Below are 25871 nucleotides of genomic sequence, written 5' to 3'. Positions count from 1 at the left end.
TTGTATAAGAAATCTCTATTAAGTCAGGTTGAACAACAGGTTGATTGTTTTCATTTAAAAAGTATTGGCGAGCTTCTTTTTCTATATCAAGCAATAACGAATAATTCAAATTCAGTCAACTGTCCCCGAAACTCGGCCTGTCTGAAAATGCTGTTTTATTATCTACTCTTCTTGCCATACTCTCTTCTAGCAATTGTCATTACTAATTGTTATTCAGTCGACTGTCCCCGGAATTTCAGGCGTGTTTTTGAAATGCATCGTGTTACAAAAATACGCCTGGCACTTAAACAATGAACAATTCAAATTCAGTCGACTGTCCCCGGAATTTATTAGGAATACGTAGTGTGTCCCGCATTTTCTAGATTTGTAAATATAAAAGCATACGAACTTGGGGTAAAATTAAACCCTTGTACAGGAACTGACAAAGATAGTATTTTAGCTAATTTAAATATTTTATTCGCACTGATACAAAACAAACCACTTATTAGTCAAAGTAACAATAAATGGGTTATAATCTGGAATAAACCTGATAAATCCATAATGGCACAACAAGGACAACACAGACTATTGTGTCATTATTTACTAGGAATTTGTACATTAAATGTAGATAAATGCATAATTATATAAACTTGCATTTAAGTTCTTGAGATAGTTGCTGTAAATATTTCATCTATACAGTACTAATTAAGTTAACTGTCCCCAGAATTTATTTTGATTTCGGTACACGTCCCCGGAATTTGAAGGGTAAGGAGTTATAGTTGAAAGTATATACTAACACATTTGGAAGCACCGAGTTTTTTACAGATATTGTATGTTACGATGATTTACTCGGACTAAGTACTGGTTACGAGCAAGGATTATTTCGGAATGACCGACTAGCCGAACTAATGATCAATGCCATTCCTGAGTTTGCACTGAGTTACTGTGAGCTTTCAAAGATAGATCCACAAAATGTAGTGGAGCGGATTCGCAGTGCCGCAAGAACGATTTATCAAACAGACAAGTTTAGTCGAAGAGGTGAGTTCGGAGAGCTTTTACTACATCTTGTAATAAGAGACTACTACAAAAGCATTCCAGCACTTTCTAAGGTCTACTATAAGGATTCAGCAAATAACACCATCAAGGGATTTGATGCCGTTCATGTAACAGTAGAGGAAGATGCTTTACATCTTTGGCTGGGAGAAACTAAATTTTATAAAGATATTTCTTCTGCAATACGAGATGTAAGTAGTGAGCTTTGCGATCACTTTAATTCAAATTTCCTAAAAAATGAGTTTTTATTTATTCAAAGAAAGCTTGATGAGCAATGGGAACATTACGACACATTGTCCTCGTTAGTAGATGCCAATACATCACTAGACAAAATATTCACCTCTCTTAAGGTTCCTGTCCTTTTAACTTATGAAAGTCCAACAGTGGATGCTCACAATACAGAAGACGAAGCATATATAGAGGCAGTTAAAAAAGAAGTAGAGGGACACAAATCTACTTTTTTTGGGAAGGACCTACCTAAAGAAATCGACATAATTTTGATTCTTGTGCCATTGCATAAGAAAGAACAGCTTGTGAATACACTACATAAAAAACTAAAACACATGCAGAGTATTTAGAAATGAATCGGTTATTCGACCTATTGAACGGAAAATTTGACAACCAGAATGTTTTTGCTGCTTTGAAAGAGGCTGGCAGAAGTATGCACTCAGATTCTGGCAAAAAGGATGTGCGACAATTGTGTTTATATCTATTAGAAAATAAGGATCAGCTCAGCGAAGAAATGACGAGTATTTTAATGTCTCTACTCAATGAACTCGGGTATTACCCTTATTTGGCGGATTTAGATAAGGGATTTAGAGAGGCACTCAACTTTGAGTTTCACCGTTCTAGATACCTAAATGATTTTGTTTTTCACTCTGAACAATTTATTGCTTCGGAGTTTCTCGAAACTGGCAAGAGTGTAATTCTTAGCGCTCCAACTAGTTTTGGGAAGAGCTTGTTAATTGAAGAGATTGTAGCTTCTCGTAAGTTTAATAACATAGTAATTATTGAACCAACCTTAGCACTAATCGATGAATTTCGCTCAAAACTTAAGAAATACGAAGAAGAATACAAAATTGTATTTTCTAAGTCCCAATCTCTTGGGAAAAAAAATGTGTTTTTACTTACCCAAGAAAGGCTTGTGGACTTTGAAAATCTTCCAGAAATTGATTTCTTCGTAATCGATGAATTTTATAAATTAAGTATGGAATCTGATGAAAGAAGCAATATTCTAAATCATGCTTTTTACATGCTTTTGAAAAAAACTAATAGATTTTACTTATTGGGACCTCCAGTTGAATCCATCCCAGTGGATTTTATAACGAAGTATGATTGTGAGTTTATTTCTACTGATTTTGAAACTGTAAATATTAAAGCACACTATGTTGGCTCTAGAGAGTTTAAGAAACTTAGTCCCCTTTTGAATCAATTTACTTTGCCTACGCTAATTTATTCAAAAGGGCCGGGTGCAGCTGAGCAATATGCCAATAAGTATGTCGATATAATTGTTGAAAACGGCGCTTTGGATACCAATGAACATACAGATCTAATTGAATGGATAGAGAAGAATGTACATGCAGAATGGTCACTAGCGAAACTACTCAAGTATAGAGTAGGTTTTCATCATGGGGGGTTACCTCGACACATAGGAAAATACCTTGTCGATGCTTTTAATAGTGGAAAAATTGATTATTTATTTTGTACAACTACCCTAATTGAAGGCATCAATACATCTGCTAAGAACGTTGTAATATATGATAAAGAAAAAGGGCGAACTCCATTAAACAGTTTTGACGTAAAAAACATTGCAGGTCGAGCTGGGAGGATGGGAACTTATTTGACAGGAGACGTTTATATCTTTGGGGATGAAATACCCAAAACTGATGTTTTTGTGGATTTCCCATGGTTTAGTCAAAATTTAGCTGCTGACGAGCTCTTGGTTCAAATCGAACCAGAAGATTTGAAGGAAGTTCCAAAGAAAAAAATAGAGCCCATAGTAAATAACAAATCTTTAGACTTAGAAATTATTAAGGACAATTCAAATATTTCTCCAAGGGGGCAGATCGCCCTGGCTAGACACCTTAAAGCCAAACCTGAATTGAGTGATGAGCTAAAGTGGACGGGGCCTCCAACCTACTCACAACTCCGTTTGGCTTGTAATCTAATCTGGGATTTCCTAGTTTACAGGCGAGAAGGTCAGAATGAGGTAGATGGTGTTGTTAGTGGGGCACAGCTAACATTGGTTATTAATTGGTATAGAACAGTTAAAAGCTCACAAGAATTGATTCAAAAAATCATCTCTAAAGGTAACGTAAAACCAAACGCTGCTGTTCGGAAATGTATGAAATTTATTAAAAAGTGGTACGAATTTAGGTTCCCCAAAGTATTAATGACTCTCGACTCAATTCAACGGGCTACCTATGAACCGCTAGGGCTACCAGTGGGGAATTATGCTTTTTTTGCGGGACAAGTCGAGAGTGGGTTTATTCCTGAATCTTATGCAGCACTTAAAGAACTTGGAATACCTTTTGAGTTGCTGAAGAAACTCGACGATTTTTACAAAGATAAAGCTACAGAAGATATTGATAGTTTGATAAAAAGAATTCGGAGTCTAGATACCAAACCACGCGGTTTTGATAACTATGAGATTGAACTATTAAAAAAACTGTAGTGAAATCAAGTGACACACTATGTATTAATACTATTTTAATTAACCCTGGATGCAAGTGAGTTTAGGTGCCAGGCGTATTTTTGAAATGCATCGTGTTACAAAAATACGTCTGGCACATAAACAGGAATTAATTTAATTCCACCACATCCATACGCATCTAAATATACCTGACCGATTATCAATCCAGATAATACCTATTCCAGTCACAACGCATTACAAAAATACACCTGGCACCTAAACATTTAAAACTAATATGTAAATGTAAACAATGGATTTCCAATTCAGTCGACTGTATAGAAACTTAGGTTATATCCACTTATCATATAATATTTTTACTTCATTAGTGACTCTTTTAGAGTCTATTTTAACACAAGCTTGCTTAAAACGAGATTTGCACATTTCTTTTTCCTTAACGCGAAAACCAACAATATTGTCTGACTTTTCTGCTATCTGAAGCATTATTTTAATTTCTGCCCAAGTAAAATTTGAAATCATTGACTCATATATAGGTTCGGCCTTTCTAGATACTCCATATCCATTACCTATGAAACAAGATATTACTGTCGTAACATATTTATCTTTTAAATGATCTGGAACTTCTAACTGTTTCTTAAGCTCTGAAAGTCTATCTGCGAAAGGGGGTTCGTTGTGAAAGTTATCATATCCATTGTGTATAGAATTCAAGTCATCAACAGCTTTAGAGAATATAGTAGACTGTTCGGCATTACTTAATGCTGATGTAAGTCCTAACTCTTCAAAAAACTTTCTAGAGGCACGGATACGTTTTTCGTCACCCTTGGCAAGATACTCACCATGCCGATCAGCTAAACCAGAGAGAACATTGGAACTAATATTTCCAGAACATTTTAGAGATAAATCTTGAACGTTACCTCGGGAAACCTCATTTTCCTTAGGATCACAATAAATCGCATGAAGAGTCTGAAAAATAGCTTGTCTTTGAGCTTCGTGAGTGCCTTCGAAACGCTCTGTCCACTGTGACAATTGATCTGAAGAAAACTGATTAGCTCGTATTAGTTCTAATAACTCCCTGAGATCAATTCCTTTTGGGTTGGTTTCACCACCTATCGCATATTTAATAACTCTATTTAGAAAAGCTATAAGTTCCGCATCATCTATTAGCACTTCATTTGGATGAGCTATCGAATACTGATTCCTAAGCTCTCTACAATTATTTAGAAAGAAAAAGGCATCTTCGTTAATTAAATTTATTTTCAAACAAAGGTCTAGTAAGTCGTGATCTTTCCATTCAAGCAATTTCTTCTCATCGATATCTTTCTCTAAAAGACCTGAGACAGCTGTAAAGCCAAATGTATCAACTTTAGACCTTAACGCTGTTATGCCTAGGTTCCAGATATAATTAAGCGCACTGTCAAATAATCCAGTTTTTATAGCCACACACATTTTTGCTAACATCGCATTTTTATAGTTATCTGGAACTTTGGAAAGATATCTAGGCAACTGACGCCAAGCCTCTTCTATTTCTATTTCAGAAGCGAGTACTTCTCTTTGAAGTTTTAAAGCAGTGGTGATGCTTTGCAAAAAATTATTTTCAATCTTTGTTGGAAGACTCAATTTACTTTGCTCCATTTACTTCTCCAGATATAGTCAATTGATTTCGTAAAAAGTTTCAAACTAATACTTTAGTTCCGGGGACAGTCGACTGAACTATATTTTTGCTTAACATTCATACTTTTACTTACCCAAAGTTAATCTGATGATATTTTTAACTTTTATATGTAGTGATAAATATAAGTATATTTACTCCTACTTCTTCAATAATACCCAACCCACAAAAAAAATAAACAGGAACCTTTTTTATTCTGATACATCAAAACAAGACAACTTTAATTCCCTACAGCCAGATAAAAATGAACCACCGCAGGGCGGGGCCATGTTCGCGAAGCGAACTCAAACAAAAGACGAACCGGGCGAGCGCAGCGAGCCCTGGGTTCGAATCCCGCTAGCTAGGGTAAGGTTTAGGGATTAACCGTTAAAGACCAGCAAAACTTCCCATTTTTGTTTTGCTGGTGGAGGCGGGGGCCATGGGAGCGCAGCGACCCTAAATATACGAACGAACCCCGTAGGGGGTTCGAAGGCGCCCGCAAAAGGGTTGAGGTTTTAGGATTAGCTTTTAAAGACCACCAAAACCAGGGTTTTTGTTTTGGTGGTGGAGGCGGGGGGATTTTCGCACTGTCTCGATTCGCCTCTTCGGCGAATCTCCCAGTATTCCGTCACAAAAAGCAGTGCTTTTTGTTCCTCCTAACCCGGGGATCATGTTCAAATCTCAGCAATCTCAACAAAACAATTTCACCCCTGCGGGGTACAATTGTTTTGGTGGAGGCGGGGGGATTCGAACCCCCGTCCGAAAGTTCTTCCAGAGTGGCCACTACACGTTTAGTTTATGCTTTATAGTTAACCTTTCAAGCCCCCATAAACAGGGTTTTGATTGGCGATTCTGACTAAAGTTTCATGCAACAGAGGCCAGACGCCCTGCTCCACTATCCTACTGATTTGGCGTTCGCATCCCTTAATAGGAATCGGGGAATTGAACGGGTAGCTTAATTAAGCTGCCATTGCGAATTGATTGTCATCAATTACTAGTTTGTGCTTTTTTTACGAGGCCAAGCACCTCCTCGACGTGCAACCAAACGTTCCAATCTCCCGTCGAAACCAGTCGCCCCCATTGGGTTGAATGTAAGCACTGAACTCTGCAGCGCAAGGATTTGACTATACCCTTAGAATCAAAAGAAATCAATTGCCAGTGATAAGCATTTAAACTTGCAAAGTGTTTTTGCTTTATTTATTCTATTGCATGAAACGGTATAGGAAAATAAATGCCGTTTGCGGGTCTGAGTGAATGTCCATGAAGTGATACGCTAGGCCATGTTGGATGCATGCGTGCATTGATGTTGTTAATTTTACATTTTTAAAAGGAACCCACACCATGGCAAAGAAGAAAAAAGCAAGCAAAAAGCCTGCAAAGAAGAAAACCGTAAAAAAGACCACGAAGAAGAAATCTGCTAAAAAAGTAGCCAAAAAGAAAACGGCTAAAAAAGCGGCCAAGAAGAAGTCAAGCAAAAAGAAAACGGCTAAAAAAGCGGCCAAGAAGAAGGCAAGCAAAAAGAAAACGGCCAAAAAAGCCACGAAAAAGAAGTCAACTAAGAAAAAAACCGCTAAAAAGGCTAAAAAGAAAAGCACTAAAAAAGCGGCCAAGAAGAAAAAAACTGCTAAAAAGGCCACCAAGAAGAAGGCTGCTAAAAAAACAAGCAAAAAGAAAACTGCTAAGAAAAGCACAAAAAAGAAGGCAAGCAAGAAAAAAACAGCCAAAAAGGCTAAAAAGAAAAGTACTAAAAAAGCGGCCAAGAAGAAAAAGACCATAAAAAAAGCCAGTAAGAAAAAGGCTGCTAAAAAAACAAGCAAAAAGAAAACTGCCAAGAAAGCCACGAAAAAGAAGGCTGCCAAAAAAACCAGCAAGAAAAAAACCGCTAAAAAGGCCACCAAGAAGAAGTCTGTAAAGAAGGCTGCGCCTAAAAAGGCCAAGAAGCCCAGCGCCAAAAAACACGTCAAGGTTAAAGAAGACGCCATTATTACGCCGGTGGTAGAAACGCCACAAACTCCTGAAATGGAGCCCAATGAGGTGCTTGAAGAAACCCATGTTCAGAGCACTGAGGAAACGTTTGTGGATCCAGATGCAACGTTGATTGATACTGAGTCACCGCTACGTGATCCGGTTAGCTTTGATGACGATGAAGAATTTGATTACGATGAAAAAGACAGCGTCGTTGATGAGCTTTCTGAGTTTGATGAAACCTTTGGTGAAGACTCTTTTACCCGCTCGCCAGCAGATGCAGAAAAAGACTTGTTTAGCTTTTCTGAAGAGGGTGAAATGCGTCTTGATGAAGATGATATCTTTGATGAAGAAGATGACGACTAAAGTCTTGTTTTGCTAAGCTCATCTCCTCAATCTATTATAGGCTTAACCGGTACCAATGCCTCTGGCAAAGGTGCCGCTGCCCTTTTTTTAACCGAGCAGGGTTATGATTTTTACTCTTTATCCGATGTCTTGCGCCAGAGCATGGCAGAAAAAGGCATTGCAGAGACGCGCCTGAGCTTTATTGATATAGGCACGCAACTGCGCCAAGAGCACGGCGTGGATGTTTTGGCAAAAAAAACCCTGGAAAAAATTAAGCACAGGCCCAGCAAAAAAATTGTGGTGGACTCCTTTAGGCATCCCAGTGAAGTCAAACTGTTTAGAGCCCATTACCCTAATTTTATTTTACTATGCATTGATGCTCCAGTTGAGCTTAGATTTGAGCGGGCTAAGCATAGAGGCCGGGCAGAAAATGCCGACAGCCTTGAACAATTTATCCACAATGAAAAACTGGAGTCTTCAAAAAACCTGCAGGCTCAGCAACTCCAAGCCACCCTTGCTCTGGCCGATCATACCTTGCTAAATCATGACAATTTGTCTGATCTCCACCAACAACTTCAAGCATTTTTATAGCATTGAAGTCATGGAGCTTTGGCGCTATGGCTACGGAACTTGAACCATGGTTTGTTTAAAGTGATCTAAAATTCTTAGCACCAACTGACCCACTTTGGCCGTGTTTTCAAAGCTAACATTGCTCATGTTGTCTTGCTCCGTGTGCCAAAAAATACCGGGACCTCTGGGACCACCGTAGGTAAAATCCATGATCAGTAAGGTGGGGATGCCGGCTCTAATCAGGGATAAATGGTCATCCTGAATAAACGACAAACGTTTGTCCAGAACATGCGACCATTTCATATCTGTTAATACTTTTTCATACAATTTGGATAAAGACTTATCCGATGCATGGGCCCGTACTAAATTCAAATCTTTATCGCTGATCATATCCAATAAAATAGCATAAGCGATGTTGGCGGAAGGAAGGTGATGCGTGGCAAAGTGTCTGCTGCCATAAAGATTATCTTTGCCTACCCACTGTTTAATAGGCTCCTCACCATCAAAGAAAACCACTTCCACCACGTATGGCAACTTTAATTTTTGAATGATGGGGGTCAGTGCAAGAATCAACGCTACCGATGTTGCCGCATCATTGACACCCAGAAACTTTTTCCCGGGTAAAATTTTGCTATCATAATGGGCTGATAAAAGTATGCTGGGATACTTTGCCTTTGGAGATGCAATTGCGTAGCGTAGATTGGTCATGGGGACTGGACCAATGGGCGTATTGGCAGTGAATTGAAGCTTTTCCAATTGAATTTGCTGAGACTTTAAATAGCTTTCTATGTAGTTTTGAACCTGTTGATGTGCAGGGCTGTTCACGGGTCTCGGACCAAAGCTGATGATTTTTTGTGTGATGCTTTGACTGTCTTTGTACAACTGCTTGTAAATTTTTTTTTGTTTGTTGCATGAATAAAAGAGTACACACACAAACATTAGGCTTACCCAGTATACAGTATTTTTAAACATCCTTTCTTTTATAAAGAATATGTAAAAATGCAAGCTTGTTCAACACTCAAACATTTTTTACATTAAAAAAGGGCCCCTAGGGGCCCTTTTTAAGGACTGTAAAACAGCTTAGTTGATCACGGATAAACGTTTCATCATTTGATCTTTTAAAACCAGCTTCATTTTTTGAATTTTTTTCATTTCTCGTTCATCGTGATCGTTTAAAAATTTTTGTTTGTTTAGATCTTCTAAACGTTTTTCAAATTTTTGGTGATCCTTAGCCAGTTTTCTCAGCTCAAAATCAGATTGAATTAAGTCTTGGTGTCCTTTTAAGTCAGATGTTTTTTTTAATGACATTAGTGTACAACCTCCTGGGTTAAGTTTTTTTTACTTCATTTTCCTTGTCTAGATCTACAATTGTAGCATAAAGATCTTGGATATTTCAGAACTTTTTTAAGAAAAACATGTCGCAATATGGTGAGTTTTTGCACGATTATCTTTAATAATATCAACAACTTGACATTTTATTCTTGGCATCTAAATTGCTTAATTATAAGGGTAAGAGGAAACAATGTTAAACATACAATGCAACACATGTCAGCACAGCTTTGAAGCGCCCATCAGCAAGCCTGGTGAGTTGAGCTATCAAAAATGTCAAAACGTTTTTACCATGAGTTATGGGATTAAGTTGCCTTGCCCAAAATGTAAAACCATCCTCAAATTACAAAAAACCTCTGAAAACAGCGCTTTGGGACTGGCTGCCCAAGAAGAACAAAACAATACCCAGGAAAAAACCCAGTTGCTGAACTTGGATAGCCTCAAACCGGCCGTGAACGACAGCCTGGAGCCGCCCAAAACCAAAAAAGTAAAAATTAAGGTCAATGTGGACCCTAAAAAGCCCCTAACCGACCCTAAAACAGCGCAAATCCCTGAAATTATTTCAGAAAAAACCAAGGTTAAACCCTTTAAAATTTTACCTCAACTGTTGCAAAAAAATCAGGACTTTAAACTGGAGCTTAAAAGCCAAAAAAGTTCTAAACTGCGTTTCAATAGCAATCACTTGCTCAGTTTTGCCATTATCTTGTGTGTTTTAACTTTAAGCCTGTTTGTTTTTTCTTTATTCAAAGAAAAGCCCTTACAAGTTGAAGACCAAAGTATCAAAAGCCAGGTTAGTCAAAAAACCACAAAAGCCAGAGCAAAAAAAGCAACTGCAAAAGAAAATTCTATGCTGGATGTCCCCAGTATTCATGATCATGTCCAAGATATGGCCGAGGAGAGCTCAAATGAGCCCAACACTGAATCTACGGTTACGGAAGATAAACAAGAAGATCTTAATGGTCAAATTGCCGATAGCAGCATAGGCCTGACGCAAATGGAAACTCAAAATCCGCAGGAAAAACAGACAAGCCATGAACATGCGGCCCACGACGATGCCAATGTTCAAGAAATGGCCTCCCATTCTCTGGAGGATGAAGATATGAGTATGGATCAGCCTTCAACACCAGAAAGCAACAATTCTGCACAGCGTGATAATGAACGCTCTCCACTTGACCTTAGTCAGGACCAAGAAAACCCTGAGAACTTTCAAGGGGGGGTGGAAGAAAGCATGGATATCAAAGACGAAATTCCAAGTTACGAGACTTTTCAAGCCGACACCAAACGCTACAAGAAAAACCTCTTACACTTACCTGAGCTTAAACGACTAACCTCTTCTTACGGAGCAAGGCTTGATCCTTTTACCCATAAGTTGGCTTTTCATGGCGGTTTGGATTTTAGAGGCAAAGTGGGTGACCCCGTGAAGGCTGCTCTGAGCGGAACGGTCAAGTATGCCGGTAAAAAAGGCCGTTATGGTAATGTCTTGATTATTAAGCATGATAAGGGCTACGAATCACGCTACGCGCATTTATCCAAAATCAAGGTTAAAAAAGGCGATAGCGTAAGCAAAGGTGATGTTGTGGCTGAAGTTGGCAGCACCGGACGCTCAACAGGACCGCATTTGCATTTTGAGCTACTCAAAGACAACAAGAAACTTGACCCCTTAACGGTAACCTTAACCGAATAAATCCACAACAGCACAAAAGTTTTTTTACTGTTTTGTATTTGATCTAATTTATATTTAATTTTTTGTTAATTTTATCCACTAAACTTGCGATGGCGTTGAGTGTATGTTGCTTGCCCAAGACTTTGTTCATTTCATACATTAAGTTTAGGGCAAATAGACTGTATGAGGTGTAAGTATCCAGTTTGATCAACTGTTTGCAGTATTGCTCACATTGGATAAAATCTTTATCCCAATAACTGACCATGATCAAAGCCAGCAAAGCCGATTGCTTGGTTGCTTTATCCACATTGGACTCAACCAAACGGGTAAAATAACGTTTGCTTTTTACCCTGGTTCTTAGGCTGTCTGCCATGAGCAGGGACTGCCGGAAAATATCGTCCGTATGATCTTGCGGCTGAACTGGGGGTGTAAAATTTATGCTACTCATGTGTAAAGCTGCCTTAGAAACCAAACTAAAGTTTAGCCAACTCCTGGACTTTCTCTTGAACGTCTTCATGCTTCAAGTTTAAAGAAAAACGCATTTGTCTACGGTATTTTCCTGCCAACTTCTGCCTTTTGACACCTTGTGGGTCATGTTGGAGTATGGCAGCATCGTCTCTATGGGTCAGCAAATCTACAACCGCATTCAATGAACGCTGGCGATAGTGTTCCACCGTCTCGATTGACAATTGCCAACGGTCATTGTTTTGCATTTTATGCAACATGTTTTGCCATTGGCTTACCCCTTGTAATATCAATATTTTTTGAAATACTTTTTTATTAAAGGAAAAATCCATCAAACGCATTTGGATGTTTCTTTCAAATAAAGCATCACAATCTGTAAAATTATCTTTGCTTAACTCGTGAAACAAATTTAAGATTTTTTCATCAGTCAGTACTTTGTCAAAACGCAGCTCCCAATACATGTGATTAAGAAATTTTTTATCGTAAGATAAAACCATGTGACTGGGGACAAAACAATTGTGACTGATACAGTCTGCGGCCAAATGTGAAAGGTAACCCCATACAAAGGCTTGCTCTCTCTCTGACTCTGCATAATCCAACAAAGAAAAGCCATTGTGCCAATGGTGGCAATGATGAAAATCTTTACCAAACTTTTTGGCCAACACGATATCGGCACTGATGGTTCCGTATAAATAAACTTTAGGAAAACGATTGAGCAAGTCTGCCATAGCTGTTGGCAAGAGGTGCAACTGGCTTAAAATCTCATAGCCATAATGCAAATGCGTTGCTGGCCCCCAAGCCCAAGCATTTTCAATACCCACAAGGCTTACAACTACAATAACTAAAATAGTATTTTTTAAATATAAAAACATATTGTACCAATTATTGTAACATTGGCTCATGCATATTTAAAGAACTAAAGTTAGGCCAATACCTGAGCCATATAAATGTTTAAAATAAAACCATAATTTTTGGTTTTTGCCTATGAGTGAATTACAATACCTACTGATGAAAACAAAAAAAATTGCTCTGATTGATGGTCTTAGAACCCCGTTTGCCAAAGCGGGCACTGCTCTGGCAAAAACCTCTCCCCAACACTTGGGGGCTCTGGTCAGTAAAGAGTTGTTGTACAGAACGAACATTGCCCATGAAAGCATTGATGAAGTTATTTTTGGCTGTGTTGCCCAACCCATGAATGCTGCCAACATCTCACGGGTTATTGCTTTGATGGCGGGGTTTGATGAACGCATTTCAGCTTACACCGTGGCAAGAAACTGCGCATCAGGCATGCAGTCTTTGGCCTCTGGGATTGATCAAATTCAGGCTGGCAACGCTGAGCTTGTTCTTGCCGGTGGCACAGAGTCCATGTCACAAATTCCACTGATTTTTCCACCCAGTATGGCGGACTGGCTTGGCCAGCTTGCACGCTCCAAAACAGCTTTACAAAAATTAAAAACCTTTGCTGGCTTTAGGCCCAGCATGCTTAAGCCTATTATTGGTTTATTGGAAGGTCTTAAAGATCCATTTTGTGGCCTTAGCATGGGACAAACCGCAGAAATTCTGGCCAATGAGTTTAATATCAGTAGGCAAGAACAAGATCAGTTTGCTTTAAAAAGCCATCAAAAAACAACGGCCGCCATCAAAAATGGTTTTTACAAGCATGAAATCATGCCCATATGGTTAGAGGGTCAAAAAGACTTGCTCAGTCAGGACATTGGCCCAAGAGCAGAACAAACGCTAGAAGCTTTAGAAAAACTAAAACCCTATTTTGATCGTCAACATGGCAGCGTTACGGTGGGCAACAGCTGCCCCATCACCGATGGCGCAGCTGCAGTTATTCTTGCCAGTGAAGATGCTGTTAAGCAACATAAACTTAAACCCATTGCATGGATAAAAGACTATGCTTTTGCTGGCGTTGATCCCAAGCGTATGGGGCTTGGCCCTGTTGCTGCTAGCAGCAAGGTTTTGCAACAAGCAGAGATGAAACTCAGTCAAATGGATTACATTGAAATCAACGAAGCCTTTGCTGCTCAGGTTTTATCTGTACTTAAAGTTTTTGAAAAGCCAAGCCTGGCTGAACACATTGCCAATAAAGATGTTTTAGATGGTTTTAAAAGAGACCGTGTGAATGTTCACGGTGGCGCCATTGCCATGGGTCATCCCGTGGGAACTTCTGGGACAAGAATTGTTTTAACTTTGGCCAAAACATTACAGCAACAAAAAGCCAAGTATGGCTTGGCCAGCTTATGCATTGGTGGTGGTCAAGGTGGCGCCATGATAATAGAAAAAGCATGAACCGTAATTTTTAATGAGGCAAAGCGATGGTACAAAATAAAAACAAAGATATCAATCTCAGTATTACTAAAGCCAATGTTGCTTTGATTGGTTTAGATACTCAAAACAAAAGTGTAAACATTATCACCGATGATTTTGTAAAACAGTTTAACGCTATTCTAGATCAAGTAGAGCAACATAAAACCTTAAAAGGTCTTGTTATCTATAGCCAAAAAACAGGACAATTTATTGCCGGTGCTGACCTTACTCAAATCTTGACCATTAGCGATACACAAATTGCCTTTGAAAAGTCACGTCAAGGCCAAGTGCTGATGAAAAGAATTGAAGACCTTAAGGTTCCTTCTGTTGCTGTTATTGATGGTATCTGTTTGGGCGGGGGTCTTGAGCTGGCTTTGGCCTGTGATTACAGAATTGCCAGTGACACCAGTAAAACTCAAATGGCTCTTCCTGAAGTGCAAATTGGCATCTTGCCTGGCTGGGGAGGAACCCAGCGTTTACCTCAACTCATTGGTTTAACGTCTGCCTTGGATATGATCTTAACTGGCAAACGTATTAACGCCAAAAAAGCGCTGCGTTTGCAGTTGGTCAATGCTGTTCTGCCCCAAGCACAGTTATTGGATTATGCGCAACGCTTAATTTTAGAGGGAGACGGCATTCTTCCTAAAAAGAAAAAAGCCTCCCTGTCTGAAAGGCTTATGCAAACTTTGCAAAACAACGCTGTGTTTAGACAAAAAGTCATTTATCCCAAAGCCAAAAAAACCATCTTAAAAAACACACAAGGATTCTACCCTGCGCCTTTGGAAGCTCTGGACGTTATAGAAAAAACCTATCAGAAAAAATCCAGCATTGCCTATGACATTGAAGCACAAGGTTTGGCAAAACTATTAAGCTCCGATGTTTGTAAATATTTGGTTCAACTGTTTTTGGATATTGAGGCCAAGAAGAAAACAGACTTTAACAGTAAAGCGACTGAAATACAGGAGGTTGCTGTTCTGGGTGCAGGTGTTATGGGCGGTGGATTGGCTCAGTTGTTTGCGCATAAAAACTACTCTGTACGTTTAAAAGATATTCAATCGCATGCGCTGCATAAAGCCATGAATATTGCCAACAAACTTTTCTCACAGTTGCTTAAACGTAAAAAAATAAGTCCTCAGGAAAAAATTCAAAAGTTACTGAATATTTCTCCCAGTCTTGAGTATGCCGGCCTAGAAAAAGCGGATTTTATTTTAGAGGCTGTGGTTGAAAACATGGATGTTAAAAAGTCCGTCTTTAAAGAGGTGATGACTGTTAGCAACAGTGATGCTATTATTGCCAGCAACACATCCGCCTTATCCATCAATGAAATGAGTAAAAGTGTAAAAAAACCCAGCAACTTTATTGGCATGCACTTTTTTAATCCGGTTCATAAAATGCCTCTGGTTGAAATTATTCCGGCCAGTAAAACCACCCAAAAAACCTTGGCCAGCACCTACAAGCTTGCTTTAGCTTTGGGTAAAACACCCGTGGTTGTTCAAGACAGTCCTGGCTTTCTGGTAAATCGTATTTTAGGGATATACCTCAATGAAGCCTTACAAATGGCGCATGAAGGGATTAACATTGCGGTAGTTGATAAAGCCATTAAAAAATTTGGTATGCCCATGGGACCCTTTGAATTGCTTGATGAAGTGGGCATTGATGTGGGCTATAAAGTGGGAACCTTTCTAAAAAGCCAGTTTGATTATTTTCCACCTGCTGCCAAAGAGATTGAAAAAATGATTGATCAAAACTTATTGGGTAAAAAATCTGGCCAAGGTTTTTATTGGCATAAGAATAAAAAACAAATCAACAAAGCCATTCCTTTTACACAGAACCTGTCTAAGATATCCAGCCAAGTGATTCAACAGCGCTTAATGTTTGTCATGCTCAATGAAGCCGCCCGTTGCCTTGAAGCAGAGATTGTTGAAAGCGCCAGAGATATTGATATTGCTATGATTTTGGGCACAGGCTTCCCGCCATTTAGAGGTGGTTTATGCGCCTACGCTAAAAGCATTGGTCTAGAAACCTTGCATAAAGAACTCAAGATACTTTCTTTAAAACACGGCCCTCAATTTGAACCCAATGCTTGTTTAAAAGATTTGATCAAAGCAGCTTCATAAACTGAAGCTGCAAAACATCATAAATTGCATCATTGTTAAAAACCATTAGGCAGTCTCAAAAAAGAAACTCAATGCTTTCGCAAAATGTATATTTTTATTCTTTCCTTTGTTCAATAACAAATACAAGAGTTTTGATGCAGTGTTTTTAAATGCAAGTTAAAAAAGTTCTAAGCATTTTTTACAAGGACTATTTTTTATGGATATGCTCCACCAGTTCTGCGGCCAGGTGGTATTTTTTCATGGGGGGAATGATGTAAAAATTATTAAAACCTTTGGCTTTTGCCTGGTCAATGATTTCTTTGGCAATGTTGAGGCCTTCTTGCTGAGCAGCCTGGCGTTTTAGTCCTGTCAGCCTTTGTCTAATTTCTTTAGGAATTTTCATGCCCGGGACTTCATTGTGCAAGAACTCTGCATTTTTTTGCCCCAACAAGGGCATAATGCCTAAACAGACGGGCAGTTGCATGGCTTGTTTTTGTTGCGTCATAAACTCTAATTTTTCCAAATCAAAAATGGGTTGCGTCTCTATAAAGTGGGCTCCGGCCTTAATTTTTTTTGCCAGTTTATCCATGGCTGTTTTAACACCCAATTCGCCTTTAATATTGGGGTTAAACGCCACACCAATGCTTAAAGGATGCGATTGTTGCATCTGCTCGTTCATGCTATCAATCAGTTCAATTAAACCCACCGATTGCACATCATACACCGATGTTGCTCCTGGGTGCCCGCCTAAAGACGCGGGGTCACCAGTCACAGCTAAAATAGAATCCACTTTGGCCATCATGGCTCCTAAAATATTGGACCTTAAAGCAATTAAGTTTTTATCTCTACAGGTTAAATGTAAAATAACCGGAATATCAGCATGTTGTTTAACAATATCTGCAAAAATAACATGGTCTGGCCGCACAATGGACAAAGGGTTATCTGGGATATTCAAAGCATCACAGCCGGCTTGGCAAAGCATTTGAATATTTTCTAAACTTCGAGATAGGTTAAGATCTTTGGGAGGCTCCACTTCAACTGTAGTAAAGATCTGTGGGCTTTTTATTTTAGCTAAAACCGCGTTATCATGGTGATCACCTTGATGGGGAGAACTTTCTACTTCAATTTGCGCTGGCTTTCTAAGCTCTACTTGCTTAATATTTTGGCTTTCAAGCAAAGCATGAAGTGCTTGAATGTGTTCTGGACTCGTACCACAACAGCCTCCTAAAATTTGGGCGCCTTCACTCACACACTCGGCTAATTTTTGTGCAAAGTACTTTGGAGAAGCTCCATAAACGTATCGACCATCCACTTGCTGTGCATAGCCGGCATTTGGAAAAACTGAAATAGGTTTTTGTGAGCCTTGTGATTGCATATGAACGACACTGGACACCAAGTGTGGGCCAATTTTACAATTGCTCCCAATGGCATCGGCAGCAAGGTTTTGAGTCACCTGCTTAAATTTCTCTACTGAAACACCTTCATCCGTTACACCATGATCTCCAAAAGCCATTTGAGCTAAAATGGGGAGTCCTATTTTTTTGGCCTGACTTAAGGCTACATCCAAATCAGAGATACGGGTAAAGGTTTCTAAAACAATTAAGTCAACTCCAGCATTGGCCAGAGCTTGCATGGCCTCAAGGTACATTCCCTGAATATCATCTTCTGTGTAGAGGTCTAACTCTCTTCGGCGTTGAGTTAAAGGGCCAACTGAACCAGCAATCCAAACTGGTTTGTTGGCTCTGGCTTTTTTTGCTTGCGTAACTGCAGCTGTACACAGCTCTTCCACTTTATCTTCAAGTTTATAAGGCTTAAGTTTATGATAATTGATGCCAAAGCTGTTGGTTTCAATCAGTTGACTGCCCGCCTCAATATACGATGCATGGGCTTGTTCAACTTTTTCTGGGGCCGTTAAGTTTAATGCTTCAACACAGGTATTGGGATTAACAGATTGCGATAGTAAGGTTCCCATACCGCCATCAGCAATAAGAATGTTACCATTATGAATATAGTCTAAAAAGCTGCCTTTTTGTTTGTTCATCTGAATCTTTACAATACATCAACTTAGTGGTAACTCAAGAAGAATGCTATGCGTTATTAGAAAATTTACTTTTTTATGCTTTAGCTTCACCCTTTTACTCTTATTATCTTGCACAGACAATGACAATTTTGCCAGTCAACCCCAAGCCAGTTACCAAAATCCGAGTTACAACCAAAGCTATATCCAGCAACAAAAAGCCATTGCACAAAATCAAAACAGACTGCTGGGAGTTTACAAAGAACTTGAGAGCAGTGTATGGCTGGCGGTAGGCCAAGAAAACACCATTTTAAAACACAACTACATTCGCTTTGCCACGGATGATTTGCACAAAAAAAGTTACTTTTCATTGGTGATTGATGAACCGACAAAACCCTATCAACGTCAGCGTTTTTTAGGGTCAATCTCACCCATATCTAACAATGCCCAAGCCTTCGATGCCTTTTTTTATAGACCTGTTGCTTGTACTCAAAGTCCTATAAGCATTTCTCCTCCACAAAGAAACTGGCAAGACAATACAGTCCGCAGTATCAATGTAACCCTTAACCAAGACTGTGTGGGCATACTTTTCCCTTACATTCCAGGTGCGCGTTATATTCACAAGCCCTTAATTTTTTTGAATAAAGATGACTTGATTCACCAAGATCTTATTTCTAATCGTTAATTTTTTATGGTTCAAAAATAGCATTTTTTGGCATAAATGCTCAGACGCGGTATATTAAAATTTCTTTAAACTTACCTTGAGGATCTTTTCTATGAAAAATATTTTACTTGTTTTATTGTTTGTCAGCAGCAATCTTTATGCTTTTTGTGGCTTTTATGTTGCCAAAGCAGATGCAAAATTATTTAACCAAGCCTCAAAAGTTGTTATGGTTAGACACGACAACAAAACAGTCATCAGTATGATGAATGATTATCAAGGTGACCTTAAAGATTTTGCTGTTGTTATTCCTGTTCCTTCTGTTCTTAAAAAAGATCAAATTCATATCGGTGATAAGGCTACCATTGAACACTTGGATAGTTATACAGCCCCGCGTCTGGTAGAATATTTTGATCGCAATCCCTGTCAGCAAGTATACAGACGAACCATGGAAATGAGCAGTGCGCCTACTGCTCAGCTTGGTAGGGCTAAAGGAAAAGCTTCTGCCAAAAGTTTGGGTGTAACAGTGGAAGCAGAATATACTGTTGGTGAATATGATATTGTTATTTTATCTGCAAAAGAATCCAAAGGTCTAGAAACCTGGCTTACCCAAAATGGTTATAAAATTCCCGATCAAGCACAAAAAGCCTTAAAACCTTATATAAAATCTGGGATGAAGTTTTTTGTGGCCAAAGTCAATATCAAAGAACAAAACAAAACAGGCTTGAGTTACCTTAACCCACTACAAGTTGCTTTTGAAAGTAACAAGTTTATGTTGCCTATACGCTTGGGCACCATCAATGCCAAAGGTGATCAAGATATTATTATTTATATTTTGACTAAAGACGGCCGTGTTGAGTCCAGCAATTATAGAACCGTTAAGTTCCCCAGTAATATTGAATTGCCAGAATATGTGCAAAATGACTTTGCTCAATTTTATAAAGACACCTTTTCTGCCCAAGTTAAAAAAGAAGGCGGCCAAAGCATTTTTACAGAATATTTTTGGGATATGGGCTGGTGTGATCCATGTGCAGCCGATCCTTTAAGCAATGAAGAACTTAAGTCTCTGGGTGTATTTTGGTTGGATGATAAAAAAAACTACCCTATTCAACCCAATCCAGGAACCATCATGCCTAGAAGGATGCCCCAACAAGCTCAGCCAGTAAAAGTTACTCGTTTACACGCCCGTTACAATAATAAAACTTTTCCTCAAGATATTGTTTTTAAAGAAACACAAGATCAGCAAAACTTTCAATCACGCTACATCATTCATCATCCTTGGAAAGGTAAAGTGAGTGAGTGTAATGCAGCCAAAGCTTATTTTGATCAACTTGAATTAAGAAAAGAAAATTGGGCACAAAACCTAGCCAATCTGACCCGCTGGGATATCAATGATATTCGTAAAAAAGTAGACTTAAAGCCTAAAGAAAAGAAGTCAGAGAAAAAGAAAAGCTGGTGGCAAAAAATTTGGGGTTAATTTATCTTAACTCTATATTTTTACATTTTATTTAAAAGTGACTTTATATGTTTAGAAACATTTTAACTAGATAACAGTTGTTACAGGCTTTTACTCACCTAAGTTTTCTTGTAGAAGGCCAGCGCTGCTTTCTAACTCACCGGTATTTTGATCAATGTACAATATTCTTGAAATATAGGTTGCTCGAGGTGAATGTAAAGAAAACCGTGCCGCATTATTGGCACAAACCCTGTCCGTGCCTATGGTCATGTCTAAATCACCATCCAAATCAGCCACCACTGAGACAATGGCTGTGTGATGAATTCCTACACCATAGCTGTTATTTTTTCTATAAACGGCAGGATGGCCCTCGGCTGTTAAGATATTTACCAAGTCTTGATGGGTTTTTATGACTGGAATAAAGTAGGAGTCAGTTAAAAACTTATAATTTCCTCCAACCACTTGTAAGTCAAAACCAAGGTTATCAAATATACTTGGAGTAAAAGATTGTATTGCTCCACATCGTTTAGCTACACTGTCTTGAGCATAACACACAGGATCTTCTATTTTAATTCTTATTTCATTATCTTTATCCGGTTTTGGAGCATAACTGCTATAACGAGTTCCATTTTGAATATATCCAACATTATTCAACGGCGTATGTCCCAAGGGAAAACGATTTTCACCAAAGTATGTATCACCATCAATTTTTACCAATAGGGGTTTATGATATGTAGCATAGACACCATGAACTATTTTTTGTAACATCAAATAACCTTCAGATAACTTTGATTTTTTAATGTAGTTTAAATATGCGGGTATTGCTATGGCCAGCAGTATACTCCCTATAGCTATGGCTACCATCAACTCAAGCAATGTAAATCCATTTAATTTTTCTTTTTTTAAATTTCTCATAACAACTTCTAAAGATTGTACATAAAGCACATACAATCTACAAAAAAAACTTTTTTATGATGTATTGAAACATCAATATATTTTTATGCTAAAAAATCACTCACAGTTGCCGCTACGTTTATTAAGATCATAGATACACTTTATATCTGTACCTTTTGGAAACGTCACCGTCACGGTCATGGGTTTTAAATTAAACTGTTTATTTTCAAAACGAATCTTATGACGACCTGGCTTAACTTTTAAACCTACAAAAGGAGATACCCCCACTTTCTTTCCGTCTAAAAACACTTCTGCCCAAGGCGAGGTTGCCACACTAAGATTAATCCTAGCAACCGGTTGTTTCTTTGATGCCTTTCCACCAAGCTTGGGCAAAGGTTTAACCTTGGGTGGTGTTACTCTGTAACGTCTAGTATCATCTCTGGAAAGAACAATTGATTTTTCAATCACTTCAAGTTCAGCCATATTGACATAGGTTTGTGCGGTTTTGTAACCATTTTTTTCTATGGTTATTTTACTGTCTTTACCAATGGCCACTTTTACTTCTAAAGGTGTTGTGCCATCAATTTTTTCTCCATCCAGGTAAACTGTTGCCCCTTTTGGATCGGTTGAGACAATAACGGTTCCCCTTGTACCCGCTGAGCTTCCTTCTTCTAAAGTAACATTAAGTGATTGCGAGTCTTCCGTAGGGTTTAAAACTCTGATTAAGTTTTTATAACCTTGTTTTTTAAACAAAATGGTGACTTCTTTTTTTTCTAACAGCGTTATCTTGGTTGGTGTTTTATCTGGCCAACGTATATTATCTATATATATCTCAGCTCCTGCAGGATTTGAGTACACTGGCATTTCCACACTTGAAATGTTTTTCTTTTTATTTTTTTTCATCATAAAACCAGCCACAATGATTCCTGTAAAAACAAAAATCATAACTGGTAGCATAAGTTTTTTTACCCACAAATACCCTGAAGAATATTTTGCTTCTTTGGCTTTGGTATAAGTCCCAGATGAGTCCATATGACTCACTGAACCGCCAGTGGCAATACTGTCTTCCAACTGACTTATATTCATACCGCCTGACGAGAGTGTTTCACCGTCAAAGTTTGGATTTGCAACCAAAACTTTGGGTTCAGTTAATGTTCTATCAATATTTTTTGAGGCAGTCATTTGCCTAGAAATGGTTTCTTCAATATTTTCATATTGCTGCATAAAGGCTCTTGTCTCTTCAATAGAATGCGCAAAGTAATTATGAACATATTTTTGCAAATCATTGTGTGTGACGCGTGTAAAGTTTTTTGCTGCCGAGTATTTGGTTAAAAACTCATTCAAAGCATCGCAAAAATCTTCACCACTTTGGAACCGTTCACTGGGATTACGTTGCAATGCTCTGTAAACAATATTTTCTAAACTGGCTGGGAGACCGGGTCTTAATTGACTAATTGGAGGAATCTCACCTTCTCTTACCATTTTTAATGCTTTTGGAACCGAATCTGCTTTAAACAAACGTTTGCCCGTAAGCAGCTCATACATGATAACGCCCAAAGAAAACAAATCACTGCGACCATCAATCTCCATTCCAGCACGGGTCTGTTCCGGTGACATATAACCGGTTTTACCGCGGATAATCCCCACTTGTGTATGATGATTTTGATTGGCTGCCTTGGATATACCAAAGTCTGTAATTTTAACATCTCCAGCAAAAGAAATTAAAATATTGGCCGGGCTGATATCTCTATGCACAATATTCATGGCATTGCCATCACTATCTAGTTTTCTGTGAGCATAGCCTAAGCCTTGCGCTATTTCTCTGATAATAAACAACGCAATAGGGACTGGCAGCAGCTCATTTTTTGCCCGTACTTTTTTAAATAGTTTTTGTAGCGTTGGACCCTCTACATACTCCATAGCAATGTAGTAGCTTTCATCCACTTTACCAAATTCTATAATAGAAACAATATTAGGATGATTCATATAGACCATCACTTTTGCTTCATCTAGTAACAAGGCAACAAACTCTTCATCTTTGGCAAATTGAGGTAAAATCCGCTTAATTGCAATGGAATACATTTTTTTATCAGCACTTTTAGCAAAGCCTTTATAGATCTCTGCCATCCCGCCTGATGCAATCATGTCGACCAACATGTATTTTCCAAATTTAACTGGCTGCATTACTCTTTTAACCCTATATTAATTTAAAACCCTTTTCATTTCTTCTATTGCTTGCACTGATCTTGGCCCTGGCCAAGTAAAATTTTCTCCATTTAAAACTGACACTGACATCTTAAGATTATTTTCATTAAAAAAATCTTCAAACTCTTGCTTGTGTGTATCGTTAAAACAAAACGGCTCTGTTAGCAAAAAAACATTTGTAACTTCATTTTTTTTTAGATCAAGAAGATCAATCATTGGATAGCGCTGTAAATCTGAAAAAGCATTTTTACTATAACTTTCAATTAAGCTTGATATATAAGTTTGGTCTGCAGCAACCATCCATGGCTTTTTCCATATAAAACAAGCAATCCTGTGATTGTTAGGGTCTTTATTTAATTTTGAAAAATACTGTTTCACGCTCTTAATATCAGCCTCAATTTTTTCATGATTTGGACATAGCTTAGCCAAATCATTCATATAATTAATTGTAGACGTTATATCTTCAGGATAGCTAATCCAAACAGGAAAATCTTTTTGCAAGCAATCAATATCTTCAGGTCTGTTTTCTTCTTTATTGGCAATAATCAAGTCTGGATTTAAGTCTTTGATTGCATTGAGGTTAGGATTTTTTGTACCTTTGATATGCGGAATCATTTTTACTGCGGCTTTGGGGTAAATACAAAACTGTGTTCTTGCAATGGGTGTTTGTCCCCATTCAATCATGGTTTCTGTTACGCTAGGGACCAATGAAACAATTTTCTGTGGCACCTTGGCCAAAGATAATGTTTCTCCATTGTGTTGTTGCAATTCAATCATCAAAATTTACGTCTATCTAAATTATACTTGGATATTTTTTTATTTAAGCCTTGTCTGGTGATCCCACAAAGTTTGGCTACTTGCGTTTTATTCCATTTATGCTTGCGCAAGTACTTTAACAACAAGTTGCGCTCAAAGTCATCCACCAATTTTTTTATAAAGCCTTCTTCATTTTCATTGCTAACCAACATGCTTTCTGGGTGACTTTCATAGAAAAACTTTTTTGACAGGTCTTTGGTTTTAATCATGCTGTTGCTTGGATTTAAAGCAACCAAACGCTCAATTTCGTTTCTCATTTCTCTGACGTTTCCAGGCCAATAATATTCTTCTAGGACTTTTAAGGTTTCACTGGATAAGGTGATTTCACTTTTTTGGGTTTTTTTCTGAAACTCCTGTAAAAAGTGGTTGACCAAAATTGGAATATCTTTTTGTCTATCTCTCAAAGGCGGTAAAGATAACTCTACAACAGCCAAACGGTAGTACAAATCTTCTCTAAACTTTCCCAACTCTATCATTTGTCGCAAGTCTCGGTGCGTAGCTGATACAACCTTAACATCTACTTTACGCATCTGTGTATCACCCACACGCATGAAGGTTCCTTCTTGAATTAAGCGCAATATTTTTACTTGCAAGGATAAACTCATCTCACCTACTTCATCGAGAAAGATGGTGCCTTTATCTGCAACCTCAAATAAACCTTTTTTGTCCGCCCCAGCCCCCGTAAAGGCTCCTTTTTTATAACCAAACAACTCAGCTTCTAAAATCGTTTCAGTTAATGCTGCACAATTAATGGTAACAAAAGGCTTATTTTGACGTGTTGAATTTTTGTGAATTAAATTGGCAATAAGCTCCTTACCCGTTCCTGACTCTCCATAAATAATAACTGAACTATCCGAAGAACCAATCAATTTTATTTGCCGAATAATCTCTAAAATCATAGGATTACGTGTAATCAAACCACTATGATTATGTTGCCCAGAGTCAGCCGTTGATTCATTTTCTTTCACGGACTCTTCTAAGAATGAACCAATTTCTTCACTGAGCATGGTCAATACATTACTCACCACCGCAACTTTTTCACTGGTAAAAAATGGCAAAGTTTTGACCAAGGCTTTAAACTCTTTTTGGTCTATTTTTAGGCTGGATAACTGTTCAAAAATTTTGGCATTGGTTAAATCATTGGGTTTTCCCGAGACTATGCCATCACACCTTAATACCCCTACGACTTCATCTTTAATTCTTACCCCACATGCCATTTGAATAAAGCCAAGAGAATCTTCTTTAACCACGGTATCTTCTGCAATTAAGGCTTCTGACAAAGTTTCAATACAATCATTTTTATAGTCGTTCCAGGCTGTAGGGTTTGATTTTATTTTTTCAATCAACTTTGATTTTTCATCCAAAACAAAGTTAATTTCAGCTTCAAACATCATCTTTTTTGTGCCGTAACCCAGATACTTTTTTCTTGCATCTTTTCTGCGATTGGCAGGCACCAAATACAACGATTTAATTTCTAAGTTTTTTAAAGCATTGACCAGTTTACGTGTCACACGCAAGTTCTCAACCCTTTTCCAGTTTAAGCTTATATTTTCAGAGCTACTTGCTTGACCTGCTTCTTTATGTTTAGAGTTTTCAGACATGTGGGGAACCTTTTCTATAGAAGTATTTGAATTCATACAATTTTATCGTACCGTAACTTTTATTACATATCAATAAAAAAGTTTACATTTTAAAAAAAGATTCCCTTTTTTAATATCAAAACCATATTGTCTTTATCCGATACGC

Annotated in this window: 18 protein-coding genes, 1 other RNA gene and 1 pseudogene; 9 read left to right on the top strand and 11 right to left on the bottom strand. The window is 38.2% G+C overall.

Going from position 1 to position 25871, the window contains the following annotated elements:
* Window positions 1–887 precede the first annotated feature (887 nt).
* Together MRY82_04750 and MRY82_04745 are read left to right on the top strand one after the other, a co-directional pair.
* On the top strand, window positions 888–1610 hold the full coding sequence (locus MRY82_04750) for a DUF1837 domain-containing protein (GenBank protein ID MCI5072236.1): 723 nt from the start codon (window positions 888–890) through the stop codon (window positions 1608–1610).
* A gap of 2 nt (window positions 1611–1612) precedes the next feature.
* Window positions 1613–3706 carry a DEAD/DEAH box helicase gene (locus tag MRY82_04745; GenBank protein ID MCI5072235.1) on the top strand — a complete coding sequence of 698 codons (2094 nt, stop codon included), beginning with the start codon at window positions 1613–1615 and terminating at the stop codon, window positions 3704–3706.
* A gap of 306 nt (window positions 3707–4012) precedes the next feature.
* Here the strand turns inward: MRY82_04745 and MRY82_04740 are convergent, their stop codons facing one another.
* Both MRY82_04740 and ssrA read right to left on the bottom strand, forming a co-directional pair.
* The gene (locus MRY82_04740; protein ID MCI5072234.1) at window positions 4013–5314 is read right to left on the bottom strand and encodes a hypothetical protein; all 1302 of its coding nucleotides are present in this window, start codon (window positions 5312–5314) and stop codon (window positions 4013–4015) included.
* 745 nt (window positions 5315–6059) lie between these two features.
* Window positions 6060–6409, bottom strand: a transfer-messenger RNA (tmRNA) gene (gene ssrA, locus MRY82_04735).
* A gap of 208 nt (window positions 6410–6617) precedes the next feature.
* On the opposite strand from ssrA, the gene MRY82_04730 reads away from it, so the two are divergent.
* Together MRY82_04730 and MRY82_04725 are read left to right on the top strand one after the other, a co-directional pair.
* Window positions 6618–7661 (top strand): hypothetical protein, encoded by a 1044-nt coding sequence (locus MRY82_04730; GenBank protein MCI5072233.1) that lies wholly within the window; start codon window positions 6618–6620, stop codon window positions 7659–7661.
* 9 nt (window positions 7662–7670) lie between these two features.
* Entirely contained in the window at window positions 7671–8231 is a 561-nt protein-coding gene (locus MRY82_04725; protein ID MCI5072232.1) for an AAA family ATPase, read from the top strand.
* 30 nt (window positions 8232–8261) lie between these two features.
* Here the strand turns inward: MRY82_04725 and MRY82_04720 are convergent, their stop codons facing one another.
* Entirely contained in the window at window positions 8262–9182 is a 921-nt protein-coding gene (locus MRY82_04720; GenBank protein ID MCI5072231.1) for a M28 family peptidase, read from the bottom strand.
* A 108-nt stretch (window positions 9183–9290) separates the two neighbouring features.
* Window positions 9291–9518, bottom strand: a complete 228-nt coding sequence (locus tag MRY82_04715; protein MCI5072230.1) for a DUF465 domain-containing protein — start codon at window positions 9516–9518, stop codon at window positions 9291–9293.
* Window positions 9519–9732: 214 nt separating this feature from the next.
* Here MRY82_04715 and MRY82_04710 point away from each other — a divergent pair, with 214 nt between their 5' ends.
* Window positions 9733–11223 (top strand): M23 family metallopeptidase, encoded by a 1491-nt coding sequence (locus MRY82_04710; protein ID MCI5072229.1) that lies wholly within the window; start codon window positions 9733–9735, stop codon window positions 11221–11223.
* A 43-nt stretch (window positions 11224–11266) separates the two neighbouring features.
* Here MRY82_04710 and MRY82_04705 read toward each other — a convergent pair whose 3' ends face one another.
* Together MRY82_04705 and MRY82_04700 are read right to left on the bottom strand one after the other, a co-directional pair.
* Window positions 11267–11650, bottom strand: coding sequence for a hypothetical protein (locus MRY82_04705; GenBank protein MCI5072228.1), 384 nt, complete (start codon window positions 11648–11650; stop codon window positions 11267–11269).
* Between the two features lie 25 nt (window positions 11651–11675).
* Entirely contained in the window at window positions 11676–12539 is an 864-nt protein-coding gene (locus MRY82_04700; protein MCI5072227.1) for a zinc dependent phospholipase C family protein, read from the bottom strand.
* 136 nt (window positions 12540–12675) lie between these two features.
* Here MRY82_04700 and MRY82_04695 point away from each other — a divergent pair, with 136 nt between their 5' ends.
* Together MRY82_04695 and MRY82_04690 are read left to right on the top strand one after the other, a co-directional pair.
* Window positions 12676–13962 carry a thiolase family protein gene (locus MRY82_04695; GenBank protein ID MCI5072226.1) on the top strand — a complete coding sequence of 429 codons (1287 nt, stop codon included), beginning with the start codon at window positions 12676–12678 and terminating at the stop codon, window positions 13960–13962.
* 26 nt (window positions 13963–13988) lie between these two features.
* Complete coding sequence (locus MRY82_04690) at window positions 13989–16097, top strand: 3-hydroxyacyl-CoA dehydrogenase NAD-binding domain-containing protein (GenBank protein MCI5072225.1); 2109 nt, start codon at window positions 13989–13991, stop codon at window positions 16095–16097.
* 187 nt (window positions 16098–16284) lie between these two features.
* Here the strand turns inward: MRY82_04690 and MRY82_04685 are convergent, their stop codons facing one another.
* On the bottom strand, window positions 16285–18117 hold the full coding sequence (locus MRY82_04685; protein MCI5072224.1) for a bifunctional homocysteine S-methyltransferase/methylenetetrahydrofolate reductase: 1833 nt from the start codon (window positions 18115–18117) through the stop codon (window positions 16285–16287).
* A 43-nt stretch (window positions 18118–18160) separates the two neighbouring features.
* On the opposite strand from MRY82_04685, the gene MRY82_04680 reads away from it, so the two are divergent.
* The gene (locus MRY82_04680; protein MCI5072223.1) at window positions 18161–18778 is read left to right on the top strand and encodes a hypothetical protein; all 618 of its coding nucleotides are present in this window, start codon (window positions 18161–18163) and stop codon (window positions 18776–18778) included.
* A gap of 91 nt (window positions 18779–18869) precedes the next feature.
* Window positions 18870–20231, top strand: coding sequence for a DUF2330 domain-containing protein (locus tag MRY82_04675; GenBank protein ID MCI5072222.1), 1362 nt, complete (start codon window positions 18870–18872; stop codon window positions 20229–20231).
* A gap of 759 nt (window positions 20232–20990) precedes the next feature.
* Here MRY82_04675 and MRY82_04670 read toward each other — a convergent pair.
* The 4 genes and pseudogenes from MRY82_04670 to MRY82_04655 form a co-directional block, all read right to left on the bottom strand.
* Window positions 20991–21125: pseudogene (locus MRY82_04670) on the bottom strand (prepilin-type N-terminal cleavage/methylation domain-containing protein).
* A 96-nt stretch (window positions 21126–21221) separates the two neighbouring features.
* Window positions 21222–23288, bottom strand: a complete 2067-nt coding sequence (locus tag MRY82_04665) for a protein kinase (GenBank protein MCI5072221.1) — start codon at window positions 23286–23288, stop codon at window positions 21222–21224.
* 18 nt (window positions 23289–23306) lie between these two features.
* Window positions 23307–24086, bottom strand: coding sequence for a helical backbone metal receptor (locus tag MRY82_04660; GenBank protein ID MCI5072220.1), 780 nt, complete (start codon window positions 24084–24086; stop codon window positions 23307–23309).
* On the bottom strand, window positions 24086–25726 hold the full coding sequence (locus tag MRY82_04655; protein ID MCI5072219.1) for a sigma-54 dependent transcriptional regulator: 1641 nt from the start codon (window positions 25724–25726) through the stop codon (window positions 24086–24088). The genes MRY82_04660 and MRY82_04655 overlap by 1 nt, the downstream gene beginning before the upstream one ends.
* Window positions 25727–25871: the final 145 nt, after the last annotated feature.

The organism is bacterium, assembly GCA_022763185.1.
Lineage (GTDB): Bacteria > Bdellovibrionota_G > JALEGL01 > JALEGL01 > JALEGL01 > JALEGL01.
This window is presented reverse-complemented; position numbering and strand designations above follow the sequence as displayed.

Coding starts and splice junctions, on each gene's coding strand:
- MRY82_04750 (MCI5072236.1), top strand. CDS start 888: ATGATCAATGCCATTCCTGAGTTTGCACTGAGTTACTGTGAGCTTTCA.
- MRY82_04745 (MCI5072235.1), top strand. CDS start 1,613: ATGAATCGGTTATTCGACCTATTGAACGGAAAATTTGACAACCAGAAT.
- MRY82_04740 (MCI5072234.1), bottom strand. CDS start 5,314: ATGGAGCAAAGTAAATTGAGTCTTCCAACAAAGATTGAAAATAATTTT.
- MRY82_04730 (MCI5072233.1), top strand. CDS start 6,618: ATGCATGCGTGCATTGATGTTGTTAATTTTACATTTTTAAAAGGAACC.
- MRY82_04720 (MCI5072231.1), bottom strand. CDS start 9,182: ATGTTTAAAAATACTGTATACTGGGTAAGCCTAATGTTTGTGTGTGTA.
- MRY82_04715 (MCI5072230.1), bottom strand. CDS start 9,518: ATGTCATTAAAAAAAACATCTGACTTAAAAGGACACCAAGACTTAATT.
- MRY82_04710 (MCI5072229.1), top strand. CDS start 9,733: ATGTTAAACATACAATGCAACACATGTCAGCACAGCTTTGAAGCGCCC.
- MRY82_04705 (MCI5072228.1), bottom strand. CDS start 11,650: ATGAGTAGCATAAATTTTACACCCCCAGTTCAGCCGCAAGATCATACG.
- MRY82_04700 (MCI5072227.1), bottom strand. CDS start 12,539: ATGTTTTTATATTTAAAAAATACTATTTTAGTTATTGTAGTTGTAAGC.
- MRY82_04695 (MCI5072226.1), top strand. CDS start 12,676: ATGAAAACAAAAAAAATTGCTCTGATTGATGGTCTTAGAACCCCGTTT.
- MRY82_04690 (MCI5072225.1), top strand. CDS start 13,989: ATGGTACAAAATAAAAACAAAGATATCAATCTCAGTATTACTAAAGCC.
- MRY82_04685 (MCI5072224.1), bottom strand. CDS start 18,117: ATGAACAAACAAAAAGGCAGCTTTTTAGACTATATTCATAATGGTAAC.
- MRY82_04680 (MCI5072223.1), top strand. CDS start 18,161: ATGCTATGCGTTATTAGAAAATTTACTTTTTTATGCTTTAGCTTCACC.
- MRY82_04675 (MCI5072222.1), top strand. CDS start 18,870: ATGAAAAATATTTTACTTGTTTTATTGTTTGTCAGCAGCAATCTTTAT.
- MRY82_04665 (MCI5072221.1), bottom strand. CDS start 23,288: ATGCAGCCAGTTAAATTTGGAAAATACATGTTGGTCGACATGATTGCA.
- MRY82_04660 (MCI5072220.1), bottom strand. CDS start 24,086: ATGATTGAATTGCAACAACACAATGGAGAAACATTATCTTTGGCCAAG.
- MRY82_04655 (MCI5072219.1), bottom strand. CDS start 25,726: ATGTCTGAAAACTCTAAACATAAAGAAGCAGGTCAAGCAAGTAGCTCT.